Origin of the sequence: Stenotrophomonas geniculata ATCC 19374 = JCM 13324, from assembly GCF_001431625.1 — a bacterium.
Classification (GTDB): Bacteria; Pseudomonadota; Gammaproteobacteria; order Xanthomonadales; family Xanthomonadaceae; genus Stenotrophomonas; species Stenotrophomonas geniculata.
This window is the reverse complement of the sequence record NZ_LLXT01000094.1, coordinates 1-23,063: the sequence shown is the minus strand read 5'-3', so window position 1 is coordinate 23,063 and position 23,063 is coordinate 1. Positions and strand designations below refer to the sequence as shown.

18 protein-coding genes and 1 pseudogene are annotated in these 23,063 nt (G+C 68.8%); 17 read left to right on the top strand and 2 right to left on the bottom strand.

All coding sequences use genetic code 11. The features are described from left to right. From ARC63_RS08160 to ARC63_RS08095, 14 genes are all read left to right on the top strand, one after another. Window positions 1-942 carry a lysophospholipid acyltransferase family protein gene (locus ARC63_RS08160; protein WP_057502997.1) on the top strand — a complete coding sequence of 314 codons (942 nt, stop codon included), beginning with the start codon at window positions 1-3 and terminating at the stop codon, window positions 940-942. Beyond that, the gene (locus ARC63_RS08155; RefSeq protein ID WP_057502996.1) at window positions 932-2,482 is read left to right on the top strand and encodes an HAL/PAL/TAL family ammonia-lyase; all 1,551 of its coding nucleotides are present in this window, start codon (window positions 932-934) and stop codon (window positions 2,480-2,482) included. The genes ARC63_RS08160 and ARC63_RS08155 overlap by 11 nt, the downstream gene beginning before the upstream one ends. Further along, window positions 2,469-2,900, top strand: coding sequence for an acyl-CoA thioesterase (locus ARC63_RS08150; RefSeq protein ID WP_019336783.1), 432 nt, complete (start codon window positions 2,469-2,471; stop codon window positions 2,898-2,900). The genes ARC63_RS08155 and ARC63_RS08150 overlap by 14 nt, the downstream gene beginning before the upstream one ends. Before the next feature lie 2 nt (window positions 2,901-2,902). Continuing rightward, window positions 2,903-3,526, top strand: a complete 624-nt coding sequence (locus ARC63_RS08145; protein ID WP_228355381.1) for a LolA family protein — start codon at window positions 2,903-2,905, stop codon at window positions 3,524-3,526. Beyond that, on the top strand, window positions 3,519-5,873 hold the full coding sequence (locus ARC63_RS08140) for an MMPL family transporter (RefSeq protein WP_057502994.1): 2,355 nt from the start codon (window positions 3,519-3,521) through the stop codon (window positions 5,871-5,873). Before ARC63_RS08145 ends, ARC63_RS08140 begins: the two co-directional genes overlap by 8 nt. Window positions 5,874-5,926: 53 nt before the next feature. Continuing rightward, window positions 5,927-7,177, top strand: coding sequence for an NAD(P)/FAD-dependent oxidoreductase (locus tag ARC63_RS08135; RefSeq protein ID WP_019336780.1), 1,251 nt, complete (start codon window positions 5,927-5,929; stop codon window positions 7,175-7,177). Continuing rightward, window positions 7,165-7,722, top strand: a complete 558-nt coding sequence (locus ARC63_RS08130) for a DUF3261 domain-containing protein (protein WP_043399552.1) — start codon at window positions 7,165-7,167, stop codon at window positions 7,720-7,722. The genes ARC63_RS08135 and ARC63_RS08130 overlap by 13 nt, the downstream gene beginning before the upstream one ends. Then, the gene (locus tag ARC63_RS08125) at window positions 7,719-8,903 is read left to right on the top strand and encodes a beta-ketoacyl-ACP synthase (RefSeq protein ID WP_057502993.1); all 1,185 of its coding nucleotides are present in this window, start codon (window positions 7,719-7,721) and stop codon (window positions 8,901-8,903) included. The genes ARC63_RS08130 and ARC63_RS08125 overlap by 4 nt, the downstream gene beginning before the upstream one ends. Continuing rightward, entirely contained in the window at window positions 8,900-9,355 is a 456-nt protein-coding gene (locus ARC63_RS08120; RefSeq protein WP_010482310.1) for a hotdog family protein, read from the top strand. Before ARC63_RS08125 ends, ARC63_RS08120 begins: the two co-directional genes overlap by 4 nt. Then, on the top strand, window positions 9,352-10,083 hold the full coding sequence (locus ARC63_RS08115; protein WP_006401885.1) for a 3-ketoacyl-ACP reductase FabG2: 732 nt from the start codon (window positions 9,352-9,354) through the stop codon (window positions 10,081-10,083). The genes ARC63_RS08120 and ARC63_RS08115 overlap by 4 nt, the downstream gene beginning before the upstream one ends. Further along, window positions 10,083-11,321 (top strand): beta-ketoacyl-ACP synthase, encoded by a 1,239-nt coding sequence (locus ARC63_RS08110; protein WP_010482307.1) that lies wholly within the window; start codon window positions 10,083-10,085, stop codon window positions 11,319-11,321. The genes ARC63_RS08115 and ARC63_RS08110 overlap by 1 nt, the downstream gene beginning before the upstream one ends. A gap of 62 nt (window positions 11,322-11,383) precedes the next feature. Continuing rightward, window positions 11,384-11,824, top strand: a complete 441-nt coding sequence (locus tag ARC63_RS08105) for a hypothetical protein (protein ID WP_010482305.1) — start codon at window positions 11,384-11,386, stop codon at window positions 11,822-11,824. 160 nt (window positions 11,825-11,984) lie between these two features. Then, window positions 11,985-12,245, top strand: a complete 261-nt coding sequence (locus ARC63_RS08100) for a YcgL domain-containing protein (protein ID WP_010482302.1) — start codon at window positions 11,985-11,987, stop codon at window positions 12,243-12,245. Continuing rightward, the gene (locus tag ARC63_RS08095; RefSeq protein ID WP_057502992.1) at window positions 12,238-15,576 is read left to right on the top strand and encodes an ankyrin repeat domain-containing protein; all 3,339 of its coding nucleotides are present in this window, start codon (window positions 12,238-12,240) and stop codon (window positions 15,574-15,576) included. The genes ARC63_RS08100 and ARC63_RS08095 overlap by 8 nt, the downstream gene beginning before the upstream one ends. Window positions 15,577-15,651: 75 nt before the next feature. On the opposite strand, the gene ARC63_RS08090 is transcribed toward ARC63_RS08095, so the two are convergent. Beyond that, complete coding sequence (locus ARC63_RS08090; protein ID WP_010482289.1) at window positions 15,652-17,430, bottom strand: monovalent cation:proton antiporter-2 (CPA2) family protein; 1,779 nt, start codon at window positions 17,428-17,430, stop codon at window positions 15,652-15,654. A gap of 345 nt (window positions 17,431-17,775) precedes the next feature. On the opposite strand from ARC63_RS08090, the gene mgtE reads away from it, so the two are divergent. Further along, window positions 17,776-19,146 (top strand): magnesium transporter, encoded by a 1,371-nt coding sequence (mgtE, locus tag ARC63_RS08085; RefSeq protein WP_057502991.1) that lies wholly within the window; start codon window positions 17,776-17,778, stop codon window positions 19,144-19,146. Between the two features lie 85 nt (window positions 19,147-19,231). After that, window positions 19,232-21,958, top strand: coding sequence for a bifunctional acetate--CoA ligase family protein/GNAT family N-acetyltransferase (locus ARC63_RS08080; protein ID WP_057502990.1), 2,727 nt, complete (start codon window positions 19,232-19,234; stop codon window positions 21,956-21,958). A 45-nt stretch (window positions 21,959-22,003) separates the two neighbouring features. Here the strand turns inward: ARC63_RS08080 and ARC63_RS23630 are convergent. Next, a pseudogene (locus ARC63_RS23630) lies at window positions 22,004-22,197 on the bottom strand (YbjQ family protein); the annotation flags it as partial. A 136-nt stretch (window positions 22,198-22,333) separates the two neighbouring features. Here ARC63_RS23630 and ARC63_RS08075 point away from each other — a divergent pair. After that, a complete protein-coding gene (locus ARC63_RS08075) occupies window positions 22,334-23,041 on the top strand; it encodes an alpha/beta fold hydrolase (RefSeq protein ID WP_057502989.1) in 708 nt (235 codons plus the stop codon). Window positions 23,042-23,063 lie beyond the last annotated feature (22 nt).

Genomic DNA, 23,063 nt, shown 5'->3' with positions numbered 1-23,063 from the left:
ATGGCGACCGCGCAGGGTGCCCCGCACTGGGCCGACATCGGCGAATCGACGTCGGTGGCCGGCGTGCTGTTCCTGTGCTGGGTGCACCGCTGGTTCGGGCGCTGGCCGTTCCGCCTGTGCGTGTGGCCAGTGGTGGCCTGCCATTGGCTGGGCAACCGTGTAGGGCGCCAGGCCTCGATGCAGTACCTGCAGCGGCTGCAGGCGCACAGCGGCGTGCTCGGCCGCACGCCAACGCGGCGTGACAGCCTGCGCCATTTCTTCGCCTTCGCCGACACGATGCTGGACAAGATCCTCGGCCTGGGCGGGCGCTATCCGGCCGAACGCATCCACCTGCATCGTGACCTGGTGCTGGAGAGGATCGCGCGCCGCGAAGGTGGGCTGATCCTTACCGCGCACATCGGCTGCCTGGAACTGTGCCAGGTGCTGGCCGAACAGGTGCCGGGGTTCCGCATCACCGTGCTGGTGCACACCGCGCATGCGCAGCGCTTCAACCGCCTGCTGCAGCGCTTGGACCCGCTGGCGGCGGTGGAACTGGTGCAGGTCACCGAGATGGGCCCGGCCACGGCGGTGATGCTGGCCGAGCGCGTGGCCGCCGGTGGCTTTGTCGCCATCGTCGGCGACCGCACGCCGGTGCAGGGCGGTCGCAGCGTCACCGCCGATTTCCTCGGCCACCGGGCGCCGTTCCCGATCGGCGCCTACGTGCTCGCCGCCGCGCTGGGCTGCCCGGTCTACACCATGGCCTGCCTGCACCAGGGCGAAGGCTATCGCGTGGCGTTTGAACAGTTCGCCGAACGCATCGTGCTGCCGCGTGGCTCACGCGATGCGGCACTGGCCGAACAGGCACAGCGCTTCGCGCGCTGGCTGGAACTCCAGCTCATCCAGTCCCCGTTGGACTGGTTCAATTTCTTCCCCTTCTGGGATCAGGCTCCGCATGACGACTGACGCCGTACCCGTGTGCCGCTTTGGCGATGCACCGTTGACCATCGAAGACGTGGTTGCCCTGGCCCAGCGCCAGTGCGAGGCCGCACTGAGCGACGCGCCGGCATTCCGTGCGCACATCCAGCGTGGTGCCGACTTCCTCGACCGCCTGCTGCGCGAGGACGGCGTGATCTACGGTGTGACCACCGGCTATGGCGACTCGTGCACGGTGAACATCCCGCCGGCGCTGGTGGCTGAACTACCTCACCACCTCTACACCTACCATGGTTGTGGCCTGGGTCGTTACCTGGACCCGGTCGAGACCCGTGCGGTGTTGGCCGCGCGCCTGGCGTCGCTGGTGCGCGGCATGTCCGGTGTCAGCGTGCCGCTGCTGGAAGGCCTGGCCACGCTGCTGCAGCACGACGTGCTGCCGATGATTCCGGCCGAAGGCTCGGTCGGTGCCAGTGGCGACCTGACCCCGCTGTCGTACGTGGCGGCGGTGCTGTGCGGCGAGCGCGAGGTGCTGTTCGACGGCCGCGTGCAGCCGGCGGCCGAGGTGCTGGCGAAGATCGGCATGACCCCGCTGAAGCTGCGGCCGAAGGAAGGCCTGGCGATCATGAACGGCACCGCGGTGATGACCGGCCTGGCCTGCCTGGCCTGGCAGCGCGCCGATTACCTGGCCCGCATGGCCACGCGCCTGACCGCGTTCAACGTGCTGGCCAGCGACGGCAACGCGCACCACTTCGACGAGACCCTGTTCGCGGCCAAGCCGCACCCGGGTCAGGGCCGCATCGCCGCGCGCTTGCGCAGCGACCTGCACAGCGAGCGCCCGCCGCGCAATGAACAGCGCCTACAGGACCGCTATTCGCTGCGCTGCGCGCCGCATGTGATCGGCGTGCTGGAAGACAGCCTGCCGTTCCTGCGCCAGCTGATCGAAACCGAACTGAACAGTGCCAACGACAACCCGCTGATCGACGCCGACGGCGAGCGCATCCTGCATGGCGGCCACTTCTACGGCGGCCACATCGCGCTGGCGATGGACACCCTGAAGAACACCGTGGCCAATGTTGCCGATCTGCTCGACCGGCAGCTGGCACTGGTGGTCGATGCCCGCTACAACCATGGCCTGCCGGCCAACCTGTCGGCGGCCACCGGCCCGCGCGCGGCCATCAACCATGGCCTGAAAGCGCTGCAGATCAGCGTTTCGGCGTGGACCGCCGAAGCGCTGAAGCAGACCCTGCCGGCCAGCGTGTTCTCGCGTTCCACCGAATGCCACAACCAGGACAAGGTCAGCATGGGCACCATCGCCGCGCGCGACTGCCTGCGGGTGATCGAACTGACCGAACAGGTGGTGGCGGCGATGCTGATCGCCGCCCGCCAGGGCCTGGCGCTGCGCGAACGGGTTGGCCTGAACGCGCAGCTGCATGGCAGTCTGGCCGACATGTACGCCGACCTGGGGCAGCGCATCGCCCTGGTTGAAGAAGACCGCGCGCTGGATCGCGAACTGCGGGAACTGCTGGTGGAGATCCGCGCGCAACGTTGGGAGCTGTATGCCGGTGAATGAGGCCATTGAACGGGTTGGCGAGATTGCGTTGACCCCCGCCTTCCATGACTGCGACCCGATGAACGTGGTCTGGCATGGAAACTACTTCAAGTACTTCGAGATCGCGCGCTGCGCGTTGCTCGGGCGCTACGACTACGACTACCCGCAGATGCTCGAGTCGGGCTACCTGTGGCCGGTGGTCGATGCACGGGTGAAATATGTGCGCCCGCTGCTGTTCAACCAGGCCCTGCGCGTGATCGCGCGCATCGTGGAATGGGAGAACCGGCTGAAGATCGAGTACGAGATCCTCGATGCGGAAAGCGGCCAGGTGCTGACCCGCGCAATGACCATCCAGGTCGCGGTGGACGCGACCAGCAAGGAAATGCTGTACCAGTGCCCGCCGGTACTGTGGGAACGCCTGGGAGTGCCTGCGCCGTGACCATGCTTGCCCGTCTTTCGAGCGTGCTGCTGTGCACGCTGCTGCTGGTGGCCGCACCGCGGGTGCAGGCTGCCGACCCCGCTGTCGATGCGATTACCCAGGCGGTGGCGCGGCCGGAGGTGCTGCGTGGCCAGTTCAGCCAGGAAAAGCAGGTCAGCGGCTTCAAGAACCCGCTGCGCTCGCAGGGCCGGTTCGTGGTCGCGCGCCAGCACGGCGTGATCTGGACGACGCTCAAGCCGTTCCCCTCCGAGGTGGTGGTCACCGCGGACCGCATCCTCAGCCGCCAGCGCGATGGCAGCACCCGCGTTGAGCTCGATGCGCGGCAGCAGCCAGCGATGCGTTCGGTCAACGCCATCATGTTCGCGCTGATGAGTGGCGACGTGCAGGCGCTGTCCAGCCAGTTCAACGTGGCGGCCAGCCGTGAAGGACAGGGCTGGCGGCTGTGCTTGACGCCGAAGTCGGCGATGCTGGCCAAGGCTTTCGAATCGCTGACCCTGCAGGGCGATCGCTACGTGCGCCAGGTCGAGATCGTCGAGGCCAACAAGGACCGCACGCAGATCCAGTTCAGCGCGTTGAGCGAGACGCCGGCCACGCTCAACGCCGACGAGGCCCGCCGTTTTGAGTGAGGCCGTGGCATCCAACGCACCGGACCGCCTGCGGCGCTGGTGGCACTGGCTGGGCATCGCCTGGCTGGTGCTGCTGCTGGCGCTGGGCGCGCAGCAGTGGCACCTGTGGAGCCAGCAGTCGCGGATCGACACCGACATCCTCGCGCTGCTGCCGCAGGATGCGCATGACCGCCTGTTGAGCGATGTCACCCGGCGCATCGCCGATGGCAGTTCGCGGCAGGTGGTGGTGCTGCTCGGCAGCCAGGATGGCACCGCCGCCAAGCGCGCGCAGGCGGCCTTTGCGGCGGCCATGGCCAAGGACGCCGACCACGCCTTGTTGGTGCCCAGTGGTTCGATCGAAGGCTGGTTCGATGAGGCGCGCGCGTTCTACGCGCCGTACCGCGACCGCCTGCTGACCCCGGCCCAGCGCGAGCAGCTGCAGGGCAGTGAACCGGGCGCGTTGGCCGAGCAGGCGCTGGCTGCACTGTACGGCCCGATGGGCGCGCCGCGCCTGACCGACTGGCGACAGGACCCGCTGTCGCTGTGGCCGCAGTGGTGGCAGCAGCAGGCGCAGGGTTCGGGCCTGCGGTTGGGCGATGATGGCCTGCTGGAAGCAGAAGGCAAGCATTGGGCGGCGCTGCAGTTCGATACGCCGGGTTCGGCGTTCCAGCTCGATGGCGAGCGCCATCTTGATGGCCTGCTGGAGCGGGCCGGAAAGGCGGCCAAGACCGCAGCGCCGGAGCTGGAAATCCTGCATGCCGGCGTGCCGCTGCATGCCGAGGCCGCCGCGGTGCAGGCCAATCAGGAAATCAACACCATCGGGTGGGGTTCGCTGGCGGCGGTGCTGCTGCTGGTGTGGCTGGCATTCCGCTCGCTGCGGCCGATCCTGCTGGTCGCCGCCTCGCTGCTGATCGGTTGTGGTGTGGCGCTGGCGGTGACCGTGCTGGTGTTCGGCAAGGTACACGTGCTGACCCTGGTATTTGGTGCGTCGCTGGTGGGTGTGGCCGAGGATTACGGCATTCACTGGTTCGCCTCGCGCCAGGCTGAACCGGCCGATCGCCGCTGGAAGCTGCTGCGGCATCTGCTGCCGGGCCTGTGGCTGGCCCTGCTGACCAGTGCGCTGGCCTACCTCGCGTTGGGCCTGGCGCCGTTCCCGGGCCTGCGCCAGATGGCGCTGTTCTCGGTGGTGGGTCTGGCCGCTGCGTTCCTCACGGTGATCTTCTGGTTCCCGTGGCTGGATGGCGGCGAGATCCGCCAGACCCGCTTCTCGCAGTGGCTGGGCAACACGCTGGAGCGCTTCCCGCGCCTGCATGGCCGTCGCGCGGTGACGATGTTCGTGGTGATCACGCTGGCACTGTCTGCAATCGGCATCGCACGCCTGCAGAGCAACGACGACCTGCGCAGCCTGCAGTCATCACCGCCAGCGTTGATGGCGCAGCAGATCCGCCTGAGCCAGCTGCTGGGCATGCCCAGCCCGGCGCAGTTCTACCTGGTGCAGGGCGCGGATGCTGCGCAGCTGCTGCAGCGCGAGGAAGCACTGACCGAGCGCCTGCGTGTACTGGCCAACGACAAGCGCATTGGTGGCTATCGCGCGATCAGCGATTGGCTGCCGTCGCCGGCGCGCCAGCAAGCCGATGCCGCGCTGACCGCGAAGGTGGAACCCGGCGTGCTGTCGGCCGTGTCCGAGGCCGTGGGTGAACCGCTGCAGCGACCGCAGTTCGCGGCTGCACCGCTTACCGCCGAGGCCTTCCTCGCTTCGCCGGCGTCGCAGCCGTTCCGCCATCTTTGGGTGGGTGCGGTGGGTGGGCAGATGATCAGCGTGGTGATGGTCGATGACCTGTCACGCGCCGATGCACTGACGACCCTGCGTGGCGCGGCCGAGGGCCTGCCGGGCGTGCGCTGGGTCGACCGCACCGCCGATTTCTCGCAGCTGCTCGGCCACTATCGCAAGCTGATGGGTGGGCTGCTGCTGGTCGGCATTGCACTGGTGTTCGGTGCGCTGTGGCTGCGCTACCGCCGCCAGGCCTGGCGCGTGTTCGCCCCGACCCTGATCGCCGGCGCGCTGACCTTGGGCCTGCTGGGCCTGTTCGGCCAGCCGCTGCAGCTGTTCAACGTGCTGGCGTTGATGCTGCTGCTGGGCATGGGCATCGACTACGGCATCTTCCTGATCGAGCACCGTGGCGATGCCAGCGCCTGGCTGGCGGTGTGCGTGGGTGCGGCCAGTACCTGGCTGTCGTTCGGTCTGCTGGGCCTGTCGCAGACCCCGGCGCTGCGCGCGTTCGGCCTGACCCTGCTGTTCGGCATCGGCCTGGTCTGGTTGATCTCGCCGTTGTTCCGGCCGCCGCCGCATGAGCTGCCGCCAGCCTGAACCTGTCTTCCGACTTCCTTCTTTCCACCTGATCGAGCAACAAGGACGCACCGATGAATACTGCTGTGGATGCTGTCGAACGTACTGAGATCCTGATCATCGGTGCCGGCCCGGCCGGCTCCGTGGCTGCGGCGATGCTGCGCCAGCAGGGCCGCCAGGTGCTGATGCTGGAGCGTCAGCAGTTCCCGCGCTTCTCCATCGGCGAAAGCCTGCTGCCCCAGAGCATGGAATACATTGAAGCCGCCGGGCTGCTGCAGGATGTGGTCGAGGCCGGCTTCCAGTACAAGAACGGCGCCGCTTTCGTGCACGGCGAAGCGCGTACCGCCTTCGACTTCCGGAAGAAGTTCTCGCCAGGCTGGGGCACCACCTACCAGGTGCAGCGCGCCGACTTCGACAATGTGCTGGCACGCGGTGCCGAGCGCATGGGCACCACGCTGCGTTTCGGTGATGAAGTGCTGTCGGTCGAACCCGGTGAACAGCCCACGGTGAACGTGCGCCGCCCGGATGGCAGCGAATACCGCATCGAAGCCGACTTCATCCTCGATGCCTCCGGCTTCGCACGCCTGCTGCCGCGCCTGCTGCAGCTGGAATCGCCATCCAACTTCCCGGTGCGCGGCGCGATCTTCTGCCACGTGCGCGACAACATTCCGGCCGAAGCGGACTTCGATCGCAACAAGATCCTGATCACCACCCACCCCGAGCACGTCGACGTCTGGTACTGGACGATCCCGTTCTCCAACGGCTGCTGCTCGCTGGGCGTGGTCGCCGAGCCGTCGTTCTTCGAGCGCTACGAGGGTGACGACCTGCAGAAGCTGCAGGCCATCGTCGGCGAGGACCCCAACCTGACCCGCCTGCTGGCCAACGCCGAATGGGCGGTGCTGCCGGTGCGCCGCATCACCGGCTACTCGGCCAACGTCAGCTCGCTGTGGGGGCCCGGCTATGCCCTGCTGGGCAACGCCGGCGAGTTCCTCGACCCGGTGTTCTCGTCCGGTGTGACCATTGCCTTCAAGTCCGCGCAGCTGGCCAGCGAATGCCTGGCGCGCCGCTATGCCGGTGAAACCGTCGACTGGGAAGCTGAATTTTCGATCCCGCTGCGCGCCGGCGTGAAGACCTTCCGCCGCTTCGTCGAAAGCTGGTACGAAGGCGGCTTCCAGAAGATCATCTACCACCCGCAGCAGCAGCCCGAAGTGCGCGACATGATCAGCTCCATCCTGGCCGGCTACGCCTGGGACACCAACAACCCGTATGTGGCCGACGAAAGCGGCCGTCGCATGCGCGTGCTGGAGGAACTGTGCAGCGCCTGATCTTCCGTACTGCGGCCCTGCTGCTGTGCCTGCTGCTGGCCGCCTGTGCCGGGCGCATGCCCAAGCCACAGGTGGAACTGCCGCCGCTGCGCCTGTCGCCGGCCAGCCTGCCGGCGCCGCTGGCCCTGCAGCAGCAGCTGCATTTCCGCTTCGGCAGCCATGAGCGCGACCTCGACGCGCTGCTGGAGGCCGACGCGCAGCAGGTGCAGCTGGCGGTGCAGGCGATGGGCCAGACCGGCGTGCGCCTGCAGTGGGACGGCCAGCAGCTGACCCAGCAGCGTGCGCCGTGGCTGCCGCCGCAGGTACGTGCCGAGCGTGTGCTGGATGACCTGCAGTTCGCGCTGTGGCCGACCGCGGCCATCGCCGCCGCGCTGCCGGCCGACTGGCAGGTCAGCGACGACGGCCAGCAGCGCAGCCTGTCGCGCGATGGCACGGTGTGGCTGCTGCTGCAGCGCCTGGACGATGGCAGCGTGCAGCTGGACAACCGTGCCGAAGGCTATGCGCTGCGCATCGAATCGATCGATATGGCCGGACAGGACCGATGAGTGCACCGATCTACCTGAACGACCTGGGCGTGGTCTGCGCGCTCGGCGATGGCCGCACTGCGGTCGCGTCGGCGATGTTCGCCGATGTGCCGGGCGGGCTCAGCGACAACGACAGCCTGCTGCCGGGGCGCACCCTGGCGCTGGGAGAGGTCCGCACGCCGCTGCCGGCGCTGGAAGACCTGCCGGTGGCCCTGCGCGGGCGCAACAACGCCCTGCTGGACGTGGCGCTGGCGCAGATCGCACCGGCGGTGGCCGCGGCGATTGCCCGCCATGGTGCCGAGCGCGTGGCGGTGGTGCTGGGCACCAGCACCTCGGGCATCGGCGAATCCGAGCAGGCCCTGCGCAGCCACGCCGAACAGGGCCAGTGGCCGCAGGGCTTCGATTACGCCCAGCAGGAAATGGGCACCGCCGCGCAGTTCGTGCGCCAGCGCAGCGGCGCACAGGGCCCGGCGTGGACCCTGTCCACGGCGTGTTCGTCCAGTGCCAAGGCACTGATGTCAGCCGCGCGCATGCTGCGCGCCGGCATCGTCGATGCGGTGATAGCCGGTGGCGCCGATTCGCTGTGCCGCTTCACCGTGGCTGGCTTCAGCGCGCTGGAATCGGTGTCGGCGGCACGCTGCAACCCGTTCTCGCAGCACCGCGCCGGCATCAACATCGGCGAAGGCGCCGCGCTGTTCCTGCTCACCCGCGAGCCCGGCCCGGTGTGCCTGGCGGGGTGGGGCGAATCGGCCGACGCGCACCACATGTCCGCTCCCGACCCGCAGGGGCTGGGTGCCATCGACGCGCTGCAGCAGGCACTGCTGCGCGCAGGCTGGGGCGCCGACGAAGTGGATTACGTGAACCTGCATGGCACCGCCACCGGCCACAACGATGCGATGGAAAGCCTGGCGGTCTCGCAGGTGCTGGGCAACAGCGTGCCAGCCAGTTCGACCAAGCCGCTGACCGGGCACACGCTGGGTGCCTCGGGCGCGATCGAGGCCGCGCTGTGCTGGATCCTGCTGGCCGAGAACCCGCAGCAGCGGCTGCCGCCGCACTGGTGGGACGGCGTGGCCGACCCAGCGCTGCCGGTGTTGCCGCTGGTCGCACCGGCCACCCGCCTGGCGCAGCCGCCGCGACGGGTGCTGAGCAATTCGTTCGCTTTCGGCGGCAGCAACGCCGTGCTGGCACTGGAGCGTCGATGAACACGCTGTATGCAATCGAAGAGGTGGTGCCGCACCGCCAGGACATGTGCCTGCTGCAGCGCATCACGCATTGGGACCAGGACACCCTCGAGGCCGAACTGGTGGTGCCCGAGGCCGGCCTGTTCGTGGAGAACGGCGAAGTGCCGGCGTGGGTCGGCATCGAATACATGGCGCAGGCCATCGCGGCCTGGGCCGGCTGCCGCGCGCGTGCGGCCGGCAAGCCGCCGCAGCTGGGCTTCCTGCTCGGCAGCCGCCGCTACAGCAGCGCGCGCAGCAGCTTCCCCGCCGGTTCGCGGCTGCGCGTACAGGCGCGCTGCGAGCTGTTGGGTGACAATGGATTGGGGATGTTCGCCTGCCGCATCCTGGCAGGTGAGGACGAATGGGCGACAGCCAACGTGTCGGTGTTCGAACCGGCCGACGCGATGGCCTATCTGGAGAGTGGACAGGCATGACAGGGAATCGAAGCGTGCTGGTGACCGGCGCCAGCCGGGGCATCGGCCGGGCCATCGCGCTGCGCATCGCGCGTGATGGCTTCGACGTGGTGGTGCATTGCCGCAGCCGCCTGGAAGAGGCACAGGCCGTGGTGGCCGAGATCCATGCACTGGGCCAGCAGGCCCGCGTGCTGGCGTTCGACGTGGCTGACCGCGAGGCCGCACGCGCCGCGCTGGAGGCCGATGTCGAGGCGCATGGCGCGTACTACGGCGTGGTCTGCAACGCCGGCATCGCCCGTGATGGTGCTTTCCCGGCACTGTCGGCCGAGGATTGGGACCAGGTCATCCACACCAATCTGGATGGCTTCTACAACGTGCTGCATCCGCTGATCATGCCGATGGTGCGTCGGCGCAAGCCGGGCCGCATCGTCACCCTGTCGTCGGTGTCCGGGCTGGCCGGCAACCGCGGCCAGGTCAACTACAGTGCCGCCAAGGCCGGCATCATCGGTGCCACCAAGGCCCTGGCGCTCGAACTGGCCAGCCGCCAGATCACCGTCAACTGCGTGGCCCCGGGCCTGATCGAGACCGAAATGCTCAACGATGAAGTGATCGAGCACGCGCTCAAGCTGATTCCCGCCGGCCGCGTCGGCCGCCCCGACGAAGTGGCGGCCACGGTGGCGTTCCTGCTGTCCGAGCCGGCCGGCTACATCACCCGCCAGGTGATCTCGGTGAACGGGGGCATGCTCTGATGGCCGCCGATCGTCGCGTGGTGGTTACCGGTGCTGCCGCCATCAGTCCGCTTGGCCACGACTGGCCCACCATCGAAGCGCACCTGCGCAGCTGCCGCAATGCCGTGCGCACGATGCCCGAATGGGATGTCTATGCCGGCCTGAACACCAAGCTGGCCGCGCCGGCGCAGGACTTCGAGCTGCCGCCGAACTACAACCGCAAGACCACCCGCTCGATGGGCAAGGTCGCGGTCATGTCGGTGCGCGCCACCGAGGTGGCGCTGCGCGAAGCCGGCCTGCACGAGCATCCGGTACTGCGCAGCGGCCGTACCGGCGTGGCCTACGGCTCGTCCTCGGGCAGCCATGAGGCCACCGGCGAATTCGGGCGCATGCTCAACGAATTCACCACCGAAGGCATCAGTGCCACCACCTACCTGAAGATGATGAGCCACACCGCGCCGGTCAACATCGGTGTGTTCTTTGGATTGTCCGGGCGCGTCTACACCACCTCCAGCGCCTGCACCTCGGGCAGCCAGGGCGTGGGCGCGGCCTATGAAGCGATCCGCAGCGGCAAACAGACGGTGATGGTGGCCGGCGGTGCCGAGCAGCTCGATGCCACCGCTGCGGCGGTATTCGACACCCTGTTCGCCACCAGCGTGCGCAACGATGCGCCGCAGACCACGCCGCGCCCGTTCGATGCTGGCCGTGATGGCCTGGTGCTGGGCGAGGGTGCCTGTACGCTGATCCTGGAAGACCTGGAGCACGCGCAGGCGCGCGGTGCCACCATTCTTGCCGAGGTGGTCGGCTACGGCACCAACAGCGACGGCCAGCACGTCACCCAGCCCAGCGCCGACACCATGGCCCAGGCCATGCGCCTGGCGCTGGAGGATGCGGGCCTGGAGCCGGCGCAGATCGACTACGTCAACGCCCACGGCACCGCCACCGATCACGGCGACATCGCCGAGACCCAGGCCACCGCGCAGGTGTTCGGCAGCCGCATGCCGATCAGCTCGCTGAAGAGCTATGTCGGCCACATGCTCGGCGCCTGTGGTGCGTTCGAGGCCTGGATGAGCATCGAGATGATGCGTGCTGGCTGGTTCGCGCCGACCCTGAACCTGGCCGAGGTCGACCCGCGCTGTGGCCAGCTCGACTTCATCACCGGTCAAGGCCGCGAACTGCAGGCCGAGTACGTGATGAGCAACAACTTCGCCTTCGGCGGCATCAACACCTCGCTGGTGTTCCGCCGCTGGCGCGAGTGATCCACCGCCCCACCGCCGTTGTTCCCGCAACCTACCCGCACCCTCGACAAGGAGATGTTCCGATGCGCCGCACCCTGATGATCGCCACGGCCACCGCACTGCTGGCCCTGGCCTCCACCGCTTCTGCCCGCGATACCCGCGTGGAACAGTCCCTGCAGGAACTGGTCAGTTCGCAGGCTGCCAAGGACGCCGGCATCGACGGCAGCGTCCGCTTCTACCTGGCCGGCCAGCCGGTCAGCGTGCAGCAGCGCCTGGGCGAAGACGTGACCAACAAGAAGACCAACGCCGCCAACAAGAGCGATGCCGAAGCCTGCCGCTGGGTCGCACTGTCGGCGCTGCGCGCGTTGCAGGACGGCGCCAAGTCGCGCGGCGCCAACGCCGTGGTCGACATCGTCAGCTACTACAAGAAGAACGAGTTCAAGAGCAGCACCAACTACGAATGCTACGCCGGTGCGATCCTCGCCGGCGTCGCGCTGAAGGGTACCTACGCCAAGGTCAAGTAAGCGCCTGCGTGGTACCGGCCGTGGCTGAACGCCGCCGCCACATTGCTGAACCCCGCCGGGGAAACGCCGTCGATCACGCCGTCATCGTCGGCTGACGGCTTTCCCCGGTGTCGGCTTTCCGACACAATCATGGCTCTTCCCGGGTTATCGTCCCGCGGACATGCACGCCTACGTCTATAAAAGCCAACTCAAGCCGGACACCTACGTCTACGTTCCCCGTCGCGATGATTTCAGCGCGCTGCCTGCGCCGCTGCTCACCTCGCTGGGGACGCTCGCCTTCGTCCTGGACGTGGCCCTGGATGCCCAGCGCCGCCTGGCCCAGGCCGATCCGGAAAAGGTCCGCAGCGAAATGAGCGAGCGCGGGTTCTACCTGCAGGTGCCGCCGTCGGTGGCCAGCCTGATGCCGCGCCACTATGACTGACACGTCCCGTCCGCGCGCCCTGTCGATCGCCTTCGCCGTGGGCGCCGTGCTGGCGCTGGGCGCCGCCGTGGGCGGCGTTCCAGGCGCCATCCTTGCTGCACTGGCGCAGCCGGCGTTCGCGCTGGGTGTGTCGTGGTGGCGGCGCAGCCGCGCGCTGCTGCCGCTGAAGGTGGTCGCGCGCCAGGACCTGCCGGCGCTGCTGGCGCTGTGGACGGCAGCGCCGTTGTTGCTGGCGCTGCTGCTGGCCTGGCCGCTGGCCGCACTGCGTGACAGCGGCAGCCTTGCGGCGGTGCTGGGCCTGAGCGTGCTGGTCAGTGCCGGCCTGCTGGCGGCCTGGCGCACCTGGCCGCTGTGGAACGATGTCGAACGCCTCGATGGCAGCCTGGCCCAGCACTGGCAGGCGCTGGCCGGGCGCGACCTGACCGCCTGGCGTGGCCTCGGCGTGGCCGCGCTGGTGATCGCGCTGGCCGCGCTGGTGGTGCTGCCGGCCTGGCCGGGCCTGCTGCCGGAAAGCGCACGCTGGCCTGCCGTACTGGCGGTGATGCTGTTGTCTCCAGTGCTGCACCTGCTGCTGCAGCGGGTCGCGCCCGCGCCGCTGGTGTCGCTGCGCTCCAGCCCGTTGGCGGCGTCCAGCGCTGCACCCGAACCGATGTTCGCAGCGGCGGCCGAAACCGCGCCGCTGGAGGCGATGGCACCGCAGGAACTGACCCCGGCACTGTATGAAGCCGCCCGCCATGGCCGCATCGACCGGGGCCTGCAGCTGCTGCAGGCCGGTGCCGATCCGTATGCGCTGCCGGACCCGAACTGGCGCGACCAGCGCAGCTTGGCGGTGCTGGCGGCGGTGCTGCCGGACCTGCGCCTGCTGCGCGAACTGATCGCCCGCGGCGTCGATGTGAATGCGCCGCACCGGGGCATGACCCCGCTGCTGGCCGCCACCCGCGACAGCTGGCACGGCCGCCCCGAAGCGGTGATGACCCTGCTCGCCAACGGCGCCGACTCGCGTGCCGTCGACAGCGATGGCAACACCCCGCTGCACCATGCCGCGCGCAGTTCCGACCCGGGCGTGGCCGCGCTGCTGCGCGATGCCGCCGCCGAAGTCGATGCGTTGAACAACGAGGGCTGGTCGCCGCTGGCGGTGGCCTGCCAGGTCGGCAACTGGCGCCTGGCCCGCTTCCTGCTCGAGCGCGGTGCGCGCAGCGAACCGGCCGAGGGCACGCCGGTGCTGCTGGCCGCCGCTGCCACCGAAGATGACGATCCGGCCGGGGTGCAGCTGCTGCTCAAGCACAAGGCGCGCGCCGACGCCCGCGATCGCCAGCGCCGCAGTGCATTGCACGAGGCGGCCCTGGCCGGCCACGTGGAGATCATCGGCGTGCTGCTCGGCGCCGGTGCCAATCTGGAAGCGCGCGATGCGCTGGGCCGTACGCCATGGCTGGAAGCGGCCCGTGCCGGTCGTGCCGCCGTGGTCGAGCATCTGCTGCCTCACAAGCCGGACCTGGTCGCGGTGGACGGCGAAGGCCGCAACGCGGTGCAGCTGGCGGCGATGGCCGAGGATGTCTCACCGCTGCTGATCAAGCGCCTGGTCGAACTGGGCATCGCCGCCGATGCCGCCGATCCGGTCGGTCGCCGTGCGGTGGACTACGCTGCCGAAGCCGGCCGCTGGGCGATCGTGGCTCTGCTGGACCCGTCCTATCCGTTGCCGGCCGCGGTCAGTGATGGCCTGGCCGAGCGCGGCGAAGCCGCCAGTGCCAGTGGCCTGCTGCCGGACCGTCCGCCGTTGACCCTGCTGCGTGAGGCGCTGGGCTTCGGCAACACCGAAGGCATGGCCGCGCTGGCCAAGCTGTGCCAGCCGGAAGAACTGGGTGGCCTGCTGCTCGATCCGGAACTGGCGCTGGAGCCGCGTGCGGTCGATTGGCTGCTGGCCCACGGTGCCGATCCCTACGTGCGTGACGCCTGTTCCGACACGCCGATGTTCGCGCTGTTGTCGCGTGGCATCGACGCGGTGCCGGCGCTGCAGGTCATGCTGCAGCGTGGCCTGTCGCCGGCCGGACGCGGTGGCCTGGCACGCTTCCTCGCCGCGTGTGCGCAGCACGACCAGGCCGCCCGTGGCCTGGAACAGCTGGCACTGGAACTGCTGGAACGTGGCGCCGATCCGTTCGCCGCCTCGCCGGCCGGTGATCCGCCGCTGTCGCTGGCGGTGCGCCTGGGCTGGCTGCGCCTGCAGCAGGCCCTGCTCAAGGCTGGTGTCGATCGCGAAGCGCGCGACAGCCATGGCATGACCGCATTGCATCTGGCCACCGCATTGGCCCGCGAAGGCGCGCTGAAGCTGCTGGTGCAGCACGGTGCCTCGCCGGAAGCCCGTGCCGCCGACGGCCAGACGCCGCTGGGCGTGGCGCTGTCGATTGGTCGCCGCGATCTGGCCGACTGGCTGGACTGGCGGGTATGGCCGTTGCCGCGCCGCACCCTGCGCGAGGCCGATCTGCCGGCCGCCGCGATGGCTGGTGACGTGGATGCGGTGCGCCGCCTGATCGATCTGGGCTTCGCCGTCGACGCGGTCGATGCGCAGGGCTGCACCGCGCTGCTGCGCGCCGCCGGTGGTGGCCATCTGGCGGTGACCGACCTGCTGCTGGCGCGTGGCGCCGATCCGCAGCACGCTGCGGCCAGTGGTGCCACGCCGCTGTCGGCGGCGGTCAGCATGCGCCAGGTGGATATCGTCTCGGCCCTGCTCGACGCCGGCGCCAAGCTGGAACACCGCCTGCCGGGCGGCGTGACCGTGCTGATGCTGGCCTCGGCGCTGGGCCTGCCGGACATCGTCGCGCGCCTGCTCACTGCCGGTGCCGACGTGCATGCCGGTGATGCGCAACAGCTGGGCCCGCTGCACTGCGCCGCGCTGTACGGTTTCAGTGCCCGCGACCGCTCGCGCCTGCTGGCCCTGCTCGACACCCTGCTGCTGGCCGGTGCCGAACCGGACCAGGCCGCTGCCGGTTCGGTGACGCCGCTGCTGCTGTTGCTGGGCGCGCGTGCCGAGCCGGGTACCGCCTGCGACGAGCAGGTGGTGATGGCGGCGGTGGAGCGCCTGCTGGATGAGGACGTCAGCCTGGACGTGCGCGATCCGCGCGGTTTCGGCCCGCTGCACCTGGCCGCGCTGCATGGCCTGCCGCTGCTGGTGCAGCGCCTGCTGCGTGCAGGTGCCGATCCGGAAGTGCGCGACAGCCTCAACCGCAGCCCGCGCGAGATCGCGGTGATGCGTGGCTTCATCGACGTGGCCGGTGAGTTCGAACCGCGCGTGCCGGGCGTTTCGTCGATGGCGCGGTTCCTGCGCGACAACGGCTGATTCCTGGAAAAGGGTCGTGCCGGCCGCTGGCCGGCAACCGCAATCTGTGGTGGGTGCCGACCGTTGGTCGGCACCCTACTTGCCGTCGCTTTCCGCGTCGGCCTCGAACAGATGCATCAGGTCGTTGCGTGCATCGCGCGAGGTCTGGATCACCGCCGCCTCGTCGTCGTACACCAGATACTGATCGCGCAGCAGCTGTTCGTCGTGCTCGCGGAAGCGCTGCACATGGCGTTCGGCAACGTCCGGTGCCACGCCCAGCGCGGTCAGCACGCGGCCGCTCATCTCCAGGCTGGTGCCGAACACTTCGCGGAACGGCTCGGCCGACATGTCCATCAGGCGCCACGCATGCTGGCGGTTGCGTGCACGCGCCAGCACCGTCGCGTCCGGGTACAGCCGACGCACCATGCGCACCGCGCGCAGGTTGGTCTCCGGGTCGTCCACGGTGATCACGAACACATCGATGTGCTCGCCGCCCGCCGCACGCAGCATCTCCGGCCGGGTCGGGTCGCCGTAGTACAGCTGGTTGCCGAAGCGGCGCAGGTCGGCCACGGTGTCCGGGTTCGCTTCCAGCGCCACGAACGGCACCTTCTGCGCGGTCAGCAGGCGCGCGATCACCTGGCCGAAACGGCCCATGCCGGCGATCAGCACCTTCGGCCGATTGTCCGGCGCCACCTTGTCGGCCTCGGCGGCCTGGCGCGGTGCGGCCTTCTCCTGACCGAGCAGCTTGAGCAGCGCGATCATCAGCAGCGGCGTGATCGCCATCGACAGGCCGACGATCGCCACCAGCCGGTCGTGGTTGGCGTTGCCCAGCAGGTGCGCGCGCTGTGCTTCATTGAACACCACGAAGGCGAACTCGCCGCCCAGCCACAGTACGCTGCCCAGCAGCAGCGACTGTCGCGAACTGAGTTTGGCGATACGCCCGATCACGTAGAGCAGGCTGAACTTGACCACCAGCAGGATCGCCACGCCGGCAGCGATCAGCCACGGCTCGGCGGCGATGCGGTCCAGATCGATGCCCATCCCCACCGCGATGAAGAACAGGCCCAGCAGCAGCCCCTTGAACGGCTCGATCTGCGCTTCCAGTTCGTGCCGGAACTCCGAATCGGACAGCAGTACGCCGGCCAGGAACGCGCCCAGGCTGGGGCTGAGGCCGGCTTCCTGCATGAACCAGGCGGTGCCCAGCACCACCAGCAATGCGGTGGCGGTGAATACTTCCGGGCTGCGGGTGCGCGCGATGATGCTGAACACCTTGCGCAGCACCGGTCGCCCGCACAGGATCACCACGGCCAGCGCACCGAGGGCCACGGCGGCGTCTTCCCAGCGCAGGGTCTCGTTCTTCACCCCGCCCAGCAGCGGGATTGCCGCCAGCAGCGGAATCGCGATCAGGTCCTGGAACAGCAGGATGGCGAACCCGAGCCGGCCATGGTCGCTGTTGATCGCCTTGTGCTCGGACAGCAGCTGCAGGCCCACCGCGGTGGATGACAACGCCAGCGCCACACCCACCACCAGCGCGCTTTTCCATTGGAAATGGTCAAGCAGCAGCAGGCCGCCCAGCACCAGCCCGGACAGCGCCACCTGTGCGGCGCCGGCGCCGAACACCGAGCGCCGCATCACCTTCAGGCGTGCCGGCGACAGCTCCAGGCCGATCACGAACAGCAGCATCACCACGCCGATCTCGGCGGCACCGAGGATGCGGTCGGCGTCCTGCACGAAGCCCAGCCCGTCCGGGCCCAGCACCACACCGGCCGCCAGGTAGCCCAGCACCGCGCCGAAGCCGAACTTCTTGAACACCGGCACGGCGATGACCGCCGCCAGCAGCAGCACCAGGGCCAGTTCCAGACCACCGCTATGCATGGGAATACCTGGTCATCGGGGGAGCCCGCTGTGCGTCCGTTCGGGTGGAGAAAGCGTGGCGAACACCACCGCGCCATTATGCGCGCCGGTCTGTGTACGCACGAGAACAACCTGCGGGGCAGGGTGCTGCCGCGGCGGGACCGGGTTGACCTGCATGGCCCACGGGTCCAGACTGCCCGCCGCTGGCGGCGCGTCCGCCCGCACACGCATCCCGGAGTCCCCAACCCATGTCCAGCGACAGTAGAAGTCGACCTCGTTCGACGCCAGCGATGGCCACCGCCTGACATCGGGACGGTTTGCCTGCGTTGGCGTTGCGCGAGGTCGCACCCCCACAAGGCAAACCCGATGAACCAGAAGCAATTGCTGCGCCCGGTGGCCGATGCCGCCGCACTGGCCGCGCCATTGGCGAACTACAACACCGCCGATGCGGTGGAATTCCTCAACACGCTGGAACTGACCCGCGCTGCGGAAACGCTGGCCGCGCTGCCGTTGCCGCGTGCGGTGAAGATGCTGGAGGCACCGGAACTGCACCGCAGCGGCGAACTGGTGGCCGCGCTGCCGCCGGCACGCGCCGCCGCCCTGCTGGGTCTGATGGCCGATGACCGTGCCACCGACATCGTCCACGAGCTGGACGAGGAAGAACGCGCGCGGCTGATCCCGCTGCTGGGCACCGACGCCCGCCAGGCCATCCAGAAGCTGCTCAGCTACCCGCCGAACACCGCTGGCGCGCTGATGACCACCGAGTACGTGGCGGTACCCGCCAGCTGGACCGTGGCGCAGACCCTGCAGCACATCCGCCAGGTCGAGCGCACCCGCGAGACGGTATACGCGATCTACGTGCTGGACCCGGCCAGCCAGCAGCTGCAGCAGGTGGTGACCATGCGCCGGCTGATCACCGGCCTGCCCGAGGAGTCGATCCTGGACGTGGCCCAGGTCAACCCGCCGGTGACGGTGGATGCGCTGATGGACCAGGAAGAAGTGGCGCGGCTGATCCGCCGCCACGACCTACTGGCGATTCCGGTGGTCGACGACCAGCAGCAGATGCTGGGCATCGTCACCGTGGACGACGTGCTCGATGCGCTGATCGAGGAATCCACCGAGGACGCGCACAAGTTCGGCGGCATGGAAGCGCTGGACAAGCCCTACATGCAGATCGGCTTCTTCGAGATGCTGCGCAAGCGCGCCGGTTGGCTGAGCGTGCTGTTCCTGGGCGAGATGCTGACCGCCAGCGCGATGCAGCACTACGAGGACGAACTGGCGCGCGCGGTGGTGCTGACCCTGTTCATCCCACTGATCATGAGTTCGGGCGGCAATTCCGGTTCGCAGGCCACCTCGCTGCTGATCCGCAGCCTGGCGCTGCGTGAACTGCGCCTGCGCGACTGGTGGAAGGTGGCCATCCGCGAGATCCCGACCGGCATGGTGCTGGGTGCCATCCTCGGCTGCCTGGCGATCGTGCGCATCGTGATCTGGCAGCTGGGCGGCCTGCATGACTACGGCGAGCACTGGATCCTGCTGGCGATCACCATCGGTGCCGCCCTGGTCGGCATCGTCACCTTCGGCTCGCTGTCCGGCTCGATGCTGCCCTTCATCCTCAAGCGGCTCGGCTTCGACCCGGCCAGCGCCTCGGCGCCGTTCGTGGCCACCCTGGTGGATGTCACCGGGCTGGTGATCTATTTCAGCATCGCCGCGATGATCCTGCACGGCACGCTGCTGTAACAAAAAAGGGGACGGAGGGGATTAAGTCGTTTGTGCCACAAACGACTTAATCCCCTCCGTCCCCTTTTTTGGGTACCGTAGGCGCATGAGTACCTACCACCTGCAGTCTGTGTTCCGTCCGCAGTCGGTCGCGGTGATCGGCGGCAGTCCGCGTGAGCGTTCGGCCGGCCGTGCGGTGATGCGCAATCTGCGCGGCACCGGCTTCCCCGGCAAGGTGGCGTGGATCAACCCGCGGCATGCCGAGATCGATGGCATCCGCACGATCAAGCGGCTGAAGGACCTGGACTGGGTGCCCGACCTGGTGGTGATCACCGCACCAGCGGCGATCGTGCCGCAGGTGGTGCGTACCGCCGCCGAGCGCGGCGTGCAGGCGGCGATCATCCTCACTGCGCACCTGGGCGAAGGCCCGGGTTCGTTGTCCGCACAGGTAGAGGCGGTGGCGCGCAAGCATGGCCTGCGCATCCTCGGGCCGCACTGCCTGGGCGTGATCGCGCCGCACGCGCGACTCAATGCCAGTATCGCCGCACATTTCCCGCAGGCAGGCGACCTCGCCCTGATTTCCGAATCCTCGGCGATCGCCGCCGCGCTGGTGGAGTGGGGTGTAGCGCGCTCGGTCGGCTTCTCCGCGGTGGTCTCGCTGGGCGACACGATGGACGTCGACTTCGGCGACCTGCTCGACTACTTCGCCACCGACTACCGCACCCGCGCCATCCTGCTCTATGTCGAGCAGATCAAGGACGCGCGCAAGTTCATGTCGGCTGCGCGTGCCGCCGCCCGCGCCAAGCCGGTGGTGGTGGTGAAGTCCGGCCGCGCCGAGCGCGTGCAGCCGGGCAGCCGCGATACCCATGTGCAGGCCCTGGCCCGCGCCGACGACGTGTACGGCGCCGCGTTCAACCGTGCCGGCCTGCTGCGCGTGGGCGCGCTGGACGAACTGTTCACTGCTGCCGAATCGCTGGGGCGGTTGGGCACCTTCCCGGGCCGTCGCCTGGCGATTCTCAGCAACGGCGGCGGCGTCGGTCGCCTCGCCGTGGACCAGCTGATCGCATTGCGTGGCACCCTGGCCAACCTGTCCGACACCACGGTCGAAAAGCTGGACGCCGTGCTGCCGCAGGGCTGGTCGCGCAGCAATCCGGTCGACATCGTGGTCGACGCCGATGGTGACCGCTATGCCGCGGCCATCGAAGCGCTGCTGGCCGACAACGAGAACGACGCGGTGATGGTGGTCAACGTGCCGACCGCATTCACCTCGTCCGCAGACGCTGCGCAGGCGCTCACCCGCACGCTCGGCCTGCGTCCGCGCCATCATCGCGACAAGCCGGTGTTCGCGGTGTGGCTGGGCAACGATGACCAGGCCACCGCCACGCTCAACGCGGCGCGGGTGCCGACCTATCCGACCGAGGCGGAGGCAGTACGCGGCTTCCAGCATCTGGTGCGTTACCGTGAAGCGCAGAACGCCCTGATGGAAACGCCACCCAGCCTGCCGCAGGACTTCAGTGTCGACGCGGCGGCCGCACGCGCGCTGGTCGATGCCGCGCTGGCCAACGGCCAGCAGTGGCTGGACCCGCTGGCCACCCATGAACTGCTCAAGGCCTACGGCATTCCGTCCGCACCGGTCATGCATGCGCGCGATGCGCACGAGGCGATGGACCTGGCGCAGCCGCTGCTCGAGCGCGGTGCCACGGTCGCACTGAAGATCCTGTCACCGGACATCCCGCACAAGTCGGAAGTGGACGGCGTGCGCCTGAACCTGTCCACGTTGCCGGCGGTGCAGAGCGCGGCCAACGCGATCCTGTCGCGCGCACGCCAGCTGCGGCCGGATGCCCGCATCGATGGCCTGCTGGTGCAGCCGACCATTGTTCGCCCGAAGGCGCGTGAACTGATTGTCGGCATCGCCGATGACGCGACGTTCGGCCCGGTGATCGTAGTCGGTCGTGGCGGTACCGCAGTTGAAGTGATCAATGACAAGGCGTTGGCGTTGCCGCCGCTGGACCTGCGCCTGGCCCATGAGCTGATCGGGCAGACCCGGGCTTCGCGCATCCTCAAGGCCTATGGCGATGTGCCCGCCGCCGACGAGCGCGCACTGGCGCTGGCGCTGGTCAAGCTGGCACAGCTGGCCGCAGACATTCCCGAAGTGCGCACGCTGGACATCAACCCGCTGCTGGTCGACAGCAAGGGCATTCTTGCCCTCGACGCACGCGTGGCGGTGGCACCGTCGCGCATCCTGCACAAGGGCCGTGGCCATCCGCGCTTCTCGGTGTTCCCGTACCCGAAGGAGTGGGAGCGCACCATCGAACTGTCCGATGGCGGCCGCGCCTTCGTGCGTCCGGTGCGTCCGGAAGACGATGCGCTGTTCCGCGCATTCTTCGCCCGTGTCAGTGACGAGGACCTGCGCCTGCGCTTCTTCCAGTCGGTGAAGCACTTCAGCCACGAATTCATCGCGCGCCTGACCCAGCTCGATTACGCACGCTCGATCGCACTGGTGGCGATCGAACCGCGCAGTGGCGAGATGCTCGGTGCGGTACGCCTGCACGCCGATGCCGATTACCACCGCGGCGAGTACGGCATCCTGATCCGCTCGGACCTGAAGGGCCACGGCATCGGCTGGCGGCTGATGGCGATCATGATCGAGTACGCCAAGTGGCTGGGCCTGGACGTGGTGGAAGGCCAGGTGCTGCGCGAGAACAGCACCATGCTGGCGATGTGCCAGAGCCTGGGCTTCAAGACCCGACTCGACCCGGATGACCCGACGGTGATGGTGGTGACGCTGCCGGTGCAGCAGGTCGAAGTGCCCGATGTCCCCCCGGTGGCGTGATCGCCGCCCATCGGTAGCGCCGGGCCATGCCCGGCGATCACCCCAACGCAGCGGTTCCACCACCACCGCCGTGCCATAGCACAGCAGCTCGGTCAGTCCGGTCATCACATAGGTGGCGTCGTAGCGCATGCCGATGATCAGGATGGCACCCAGCTGCCGTGCGTGCTTGTCCCTGCTGCGCCAGATTTCTTCGCGGCCTGTTCGCACAGCGCGGTGTAGATGGTGATGGTGTCGCCGAAGAGCGGCTCCGCCGCTGCCTTCTGTAGCGTCGAGCCATGCGCCACTGGCTGCGCAGCCGTCGAACGTGGCTCGACGCTACAATCCAACCCCCTGTTGCGGCATGGCTCCGTCACCGTGATGGCGCGACAATACCCCATGACCGACCGTACCCCCCTGCTCCTGCTGCCCGGCCTGCTCAACGATGCCGAGCTGTGGCGTGCGCAGATGGCCGACCTGGCCGACATCGCTGACTGCACGGTAGGCGACCAGACCCGTGGCGAGACCCTCCAAGCGGTCGCCGAGGACGTGCTCGCACAGGCACCGGAGCGCTTTGCGCTGGCTGGTTTCTCACTGGGCGGCTTCGTTGCCCAGCAGATCCTGCGCATTGCGCCGGAGCGCGTGCTGCAGCTGGCGCTGATCGATACCTCGATCCACGCCGATTCACCGGAACGTGCCGAACAACGCCGCAGCCAGCGCGCCAGCGTGCGCCTGCCGGGCAGGTTCCACGGCTTCGGCGATGCGCTGATGCGCAGCTACATCGACGCCTCGCGGCTGGACGACTACGTGCTGGTGCAGCGCGTGCGCGACATGACCGCCCGCCTGGGGGCGGAGGTATTCCTGCGCCAGAGTGCGCTGGAGCGGCGCGACGGCCATGACGTGCTGGCGGGTTACCAAGATCCGCTGTTGATCGTCTGCGGGGCCAACGACCGCATCACGCCGCTGGCAGTGAGCGAGGAAATGCACGACCTGGTGCCGCACTCGCAGCTGGTGGTGGTGCCCGATTGCGGGCACCTGGCCCCGATGGAAAAGCCGCACGAGGTCAGTGCAGCGATGCGTGGGTGGTTGCTGCAGGGTAGGGAGTGAACGGTAGGTGCCGACCTGGGTC

Excerpts from the sequence above, each read along its gene's own strand:
- ARC63_RS08125 (WP_057502993.1), top strand. The coding sequence starts at position 7,719 with ATGAGTGCACCGATCTACCTGAACGACCTGGGCGTGGTCTGCGCGCTC.
- ARC63_RS08095 (WP_057502992.1), top strand. The coding sequence starts at position 12,238 with ATGACTGACACGTCCCGTCCGCGCGCCCTGTCGATCGCCTTCGCCGTG.
- ARC63_RS08100 (WP_010482302.1), top strand. The coding sequence starts at position 11,985 with ATGCACGCCTACGTCTATAAAAGCCAACTCAAGCCGGACACCTACGTC.
- ARC63_RS08110 (WP_010482307.1), top strand. The coding sequence starts at position 10,083 with ATGGCCGCCGATCGTCGCGTGGTGGTTACCGGTGCTGCCGCCATCAGT.
- ARC63_RS08155 (WP_057502996.1), top strand. The coding sequence starts at position 932 with ATGACGACTGACGCCGTACCCGTGTGCCGCTTTGGCGATGCACCGTTG.
- ARC63_RS08145 (WP_228355381.1), top strand. The coding sequence starts at position 2,903 with ATGCTTGCCCGTCTTTCGAGCGTGCTGCTGTGCACGCTGCTGCTGGTG.
- ARC63_RS08150 (WP_019336783.1), top strand. The coding sequence starts at position 2,469 with ATGCCGGTGAATGAGGCCATTGAACGGGTTGGCGAGATTGCGTTGACC.
- ARC63_RS08075 (WP_057502989.1), top strand. The coding sequence starts at position 22,334 with ATGACCGACCGTACCCCCCTGCTCCTGCTGCCCGGCCTGCTCAACGAT.
- ARC63_RS08090 (WP_010482289.1), bottom strand. The coding sequence starts at position 17,430 with ATGCATAGCGGTGGTCTGGAACTGGCCCTGGTGCTGCTGCTGGCGGCG.
- mgtE (WP_057502991.1), top strand. The coding sequence starts at position 17,776 with ATGAACCAGAAGCAATTGCTGCGCCCGGTGGCCGATGCCGCCGCACTG.
- ARC63_RS08120 (WP_010482310.1), top strand. The coding sequence starts at position 8,900 with ATGAACACGCTGTATGCAATCGAAGAGGTGGTGCCGCACCGCCAGGAC.
- ARC63_RS08080 (WP_057502990.1), top strand. The coding sequence starts at position 19,232 with ATGAGTACCTACCACCTGCAGTCTGTGTTCCGTCCGCAGTCGGTCGCG.
- ARC63_RS08160 (WP_057502997.1), top strand. The coding sequence starts at position 1 with ATGGCGACCGCGCAGGGTGCCCCGCACTGGGCCGACATCGGCGAATCG.
- ARC63_RS08105 (WP_010482305.1), top strand. The coding sequence starts at position 11,384 with ATGCGCCGCACCCTGATGATCGCCACGGCCACCGCACTGCTGGCCCTG.
- ARC63_RS08115 (WP_006401885.1), top strand. The coding sequence starts at position 9,352 with ATGACAGGGAATCGAAGCGTGCTGGTGACCGGCGCCAGCCGGGGCATC.
- ARC63_RS08135 (WP_019336780.1), top strand. The coding sequence starts at position 5,927 with ATGAATACTGCTGTGGATGCTGTCGAACGTACTGAGATCCTGATCATC.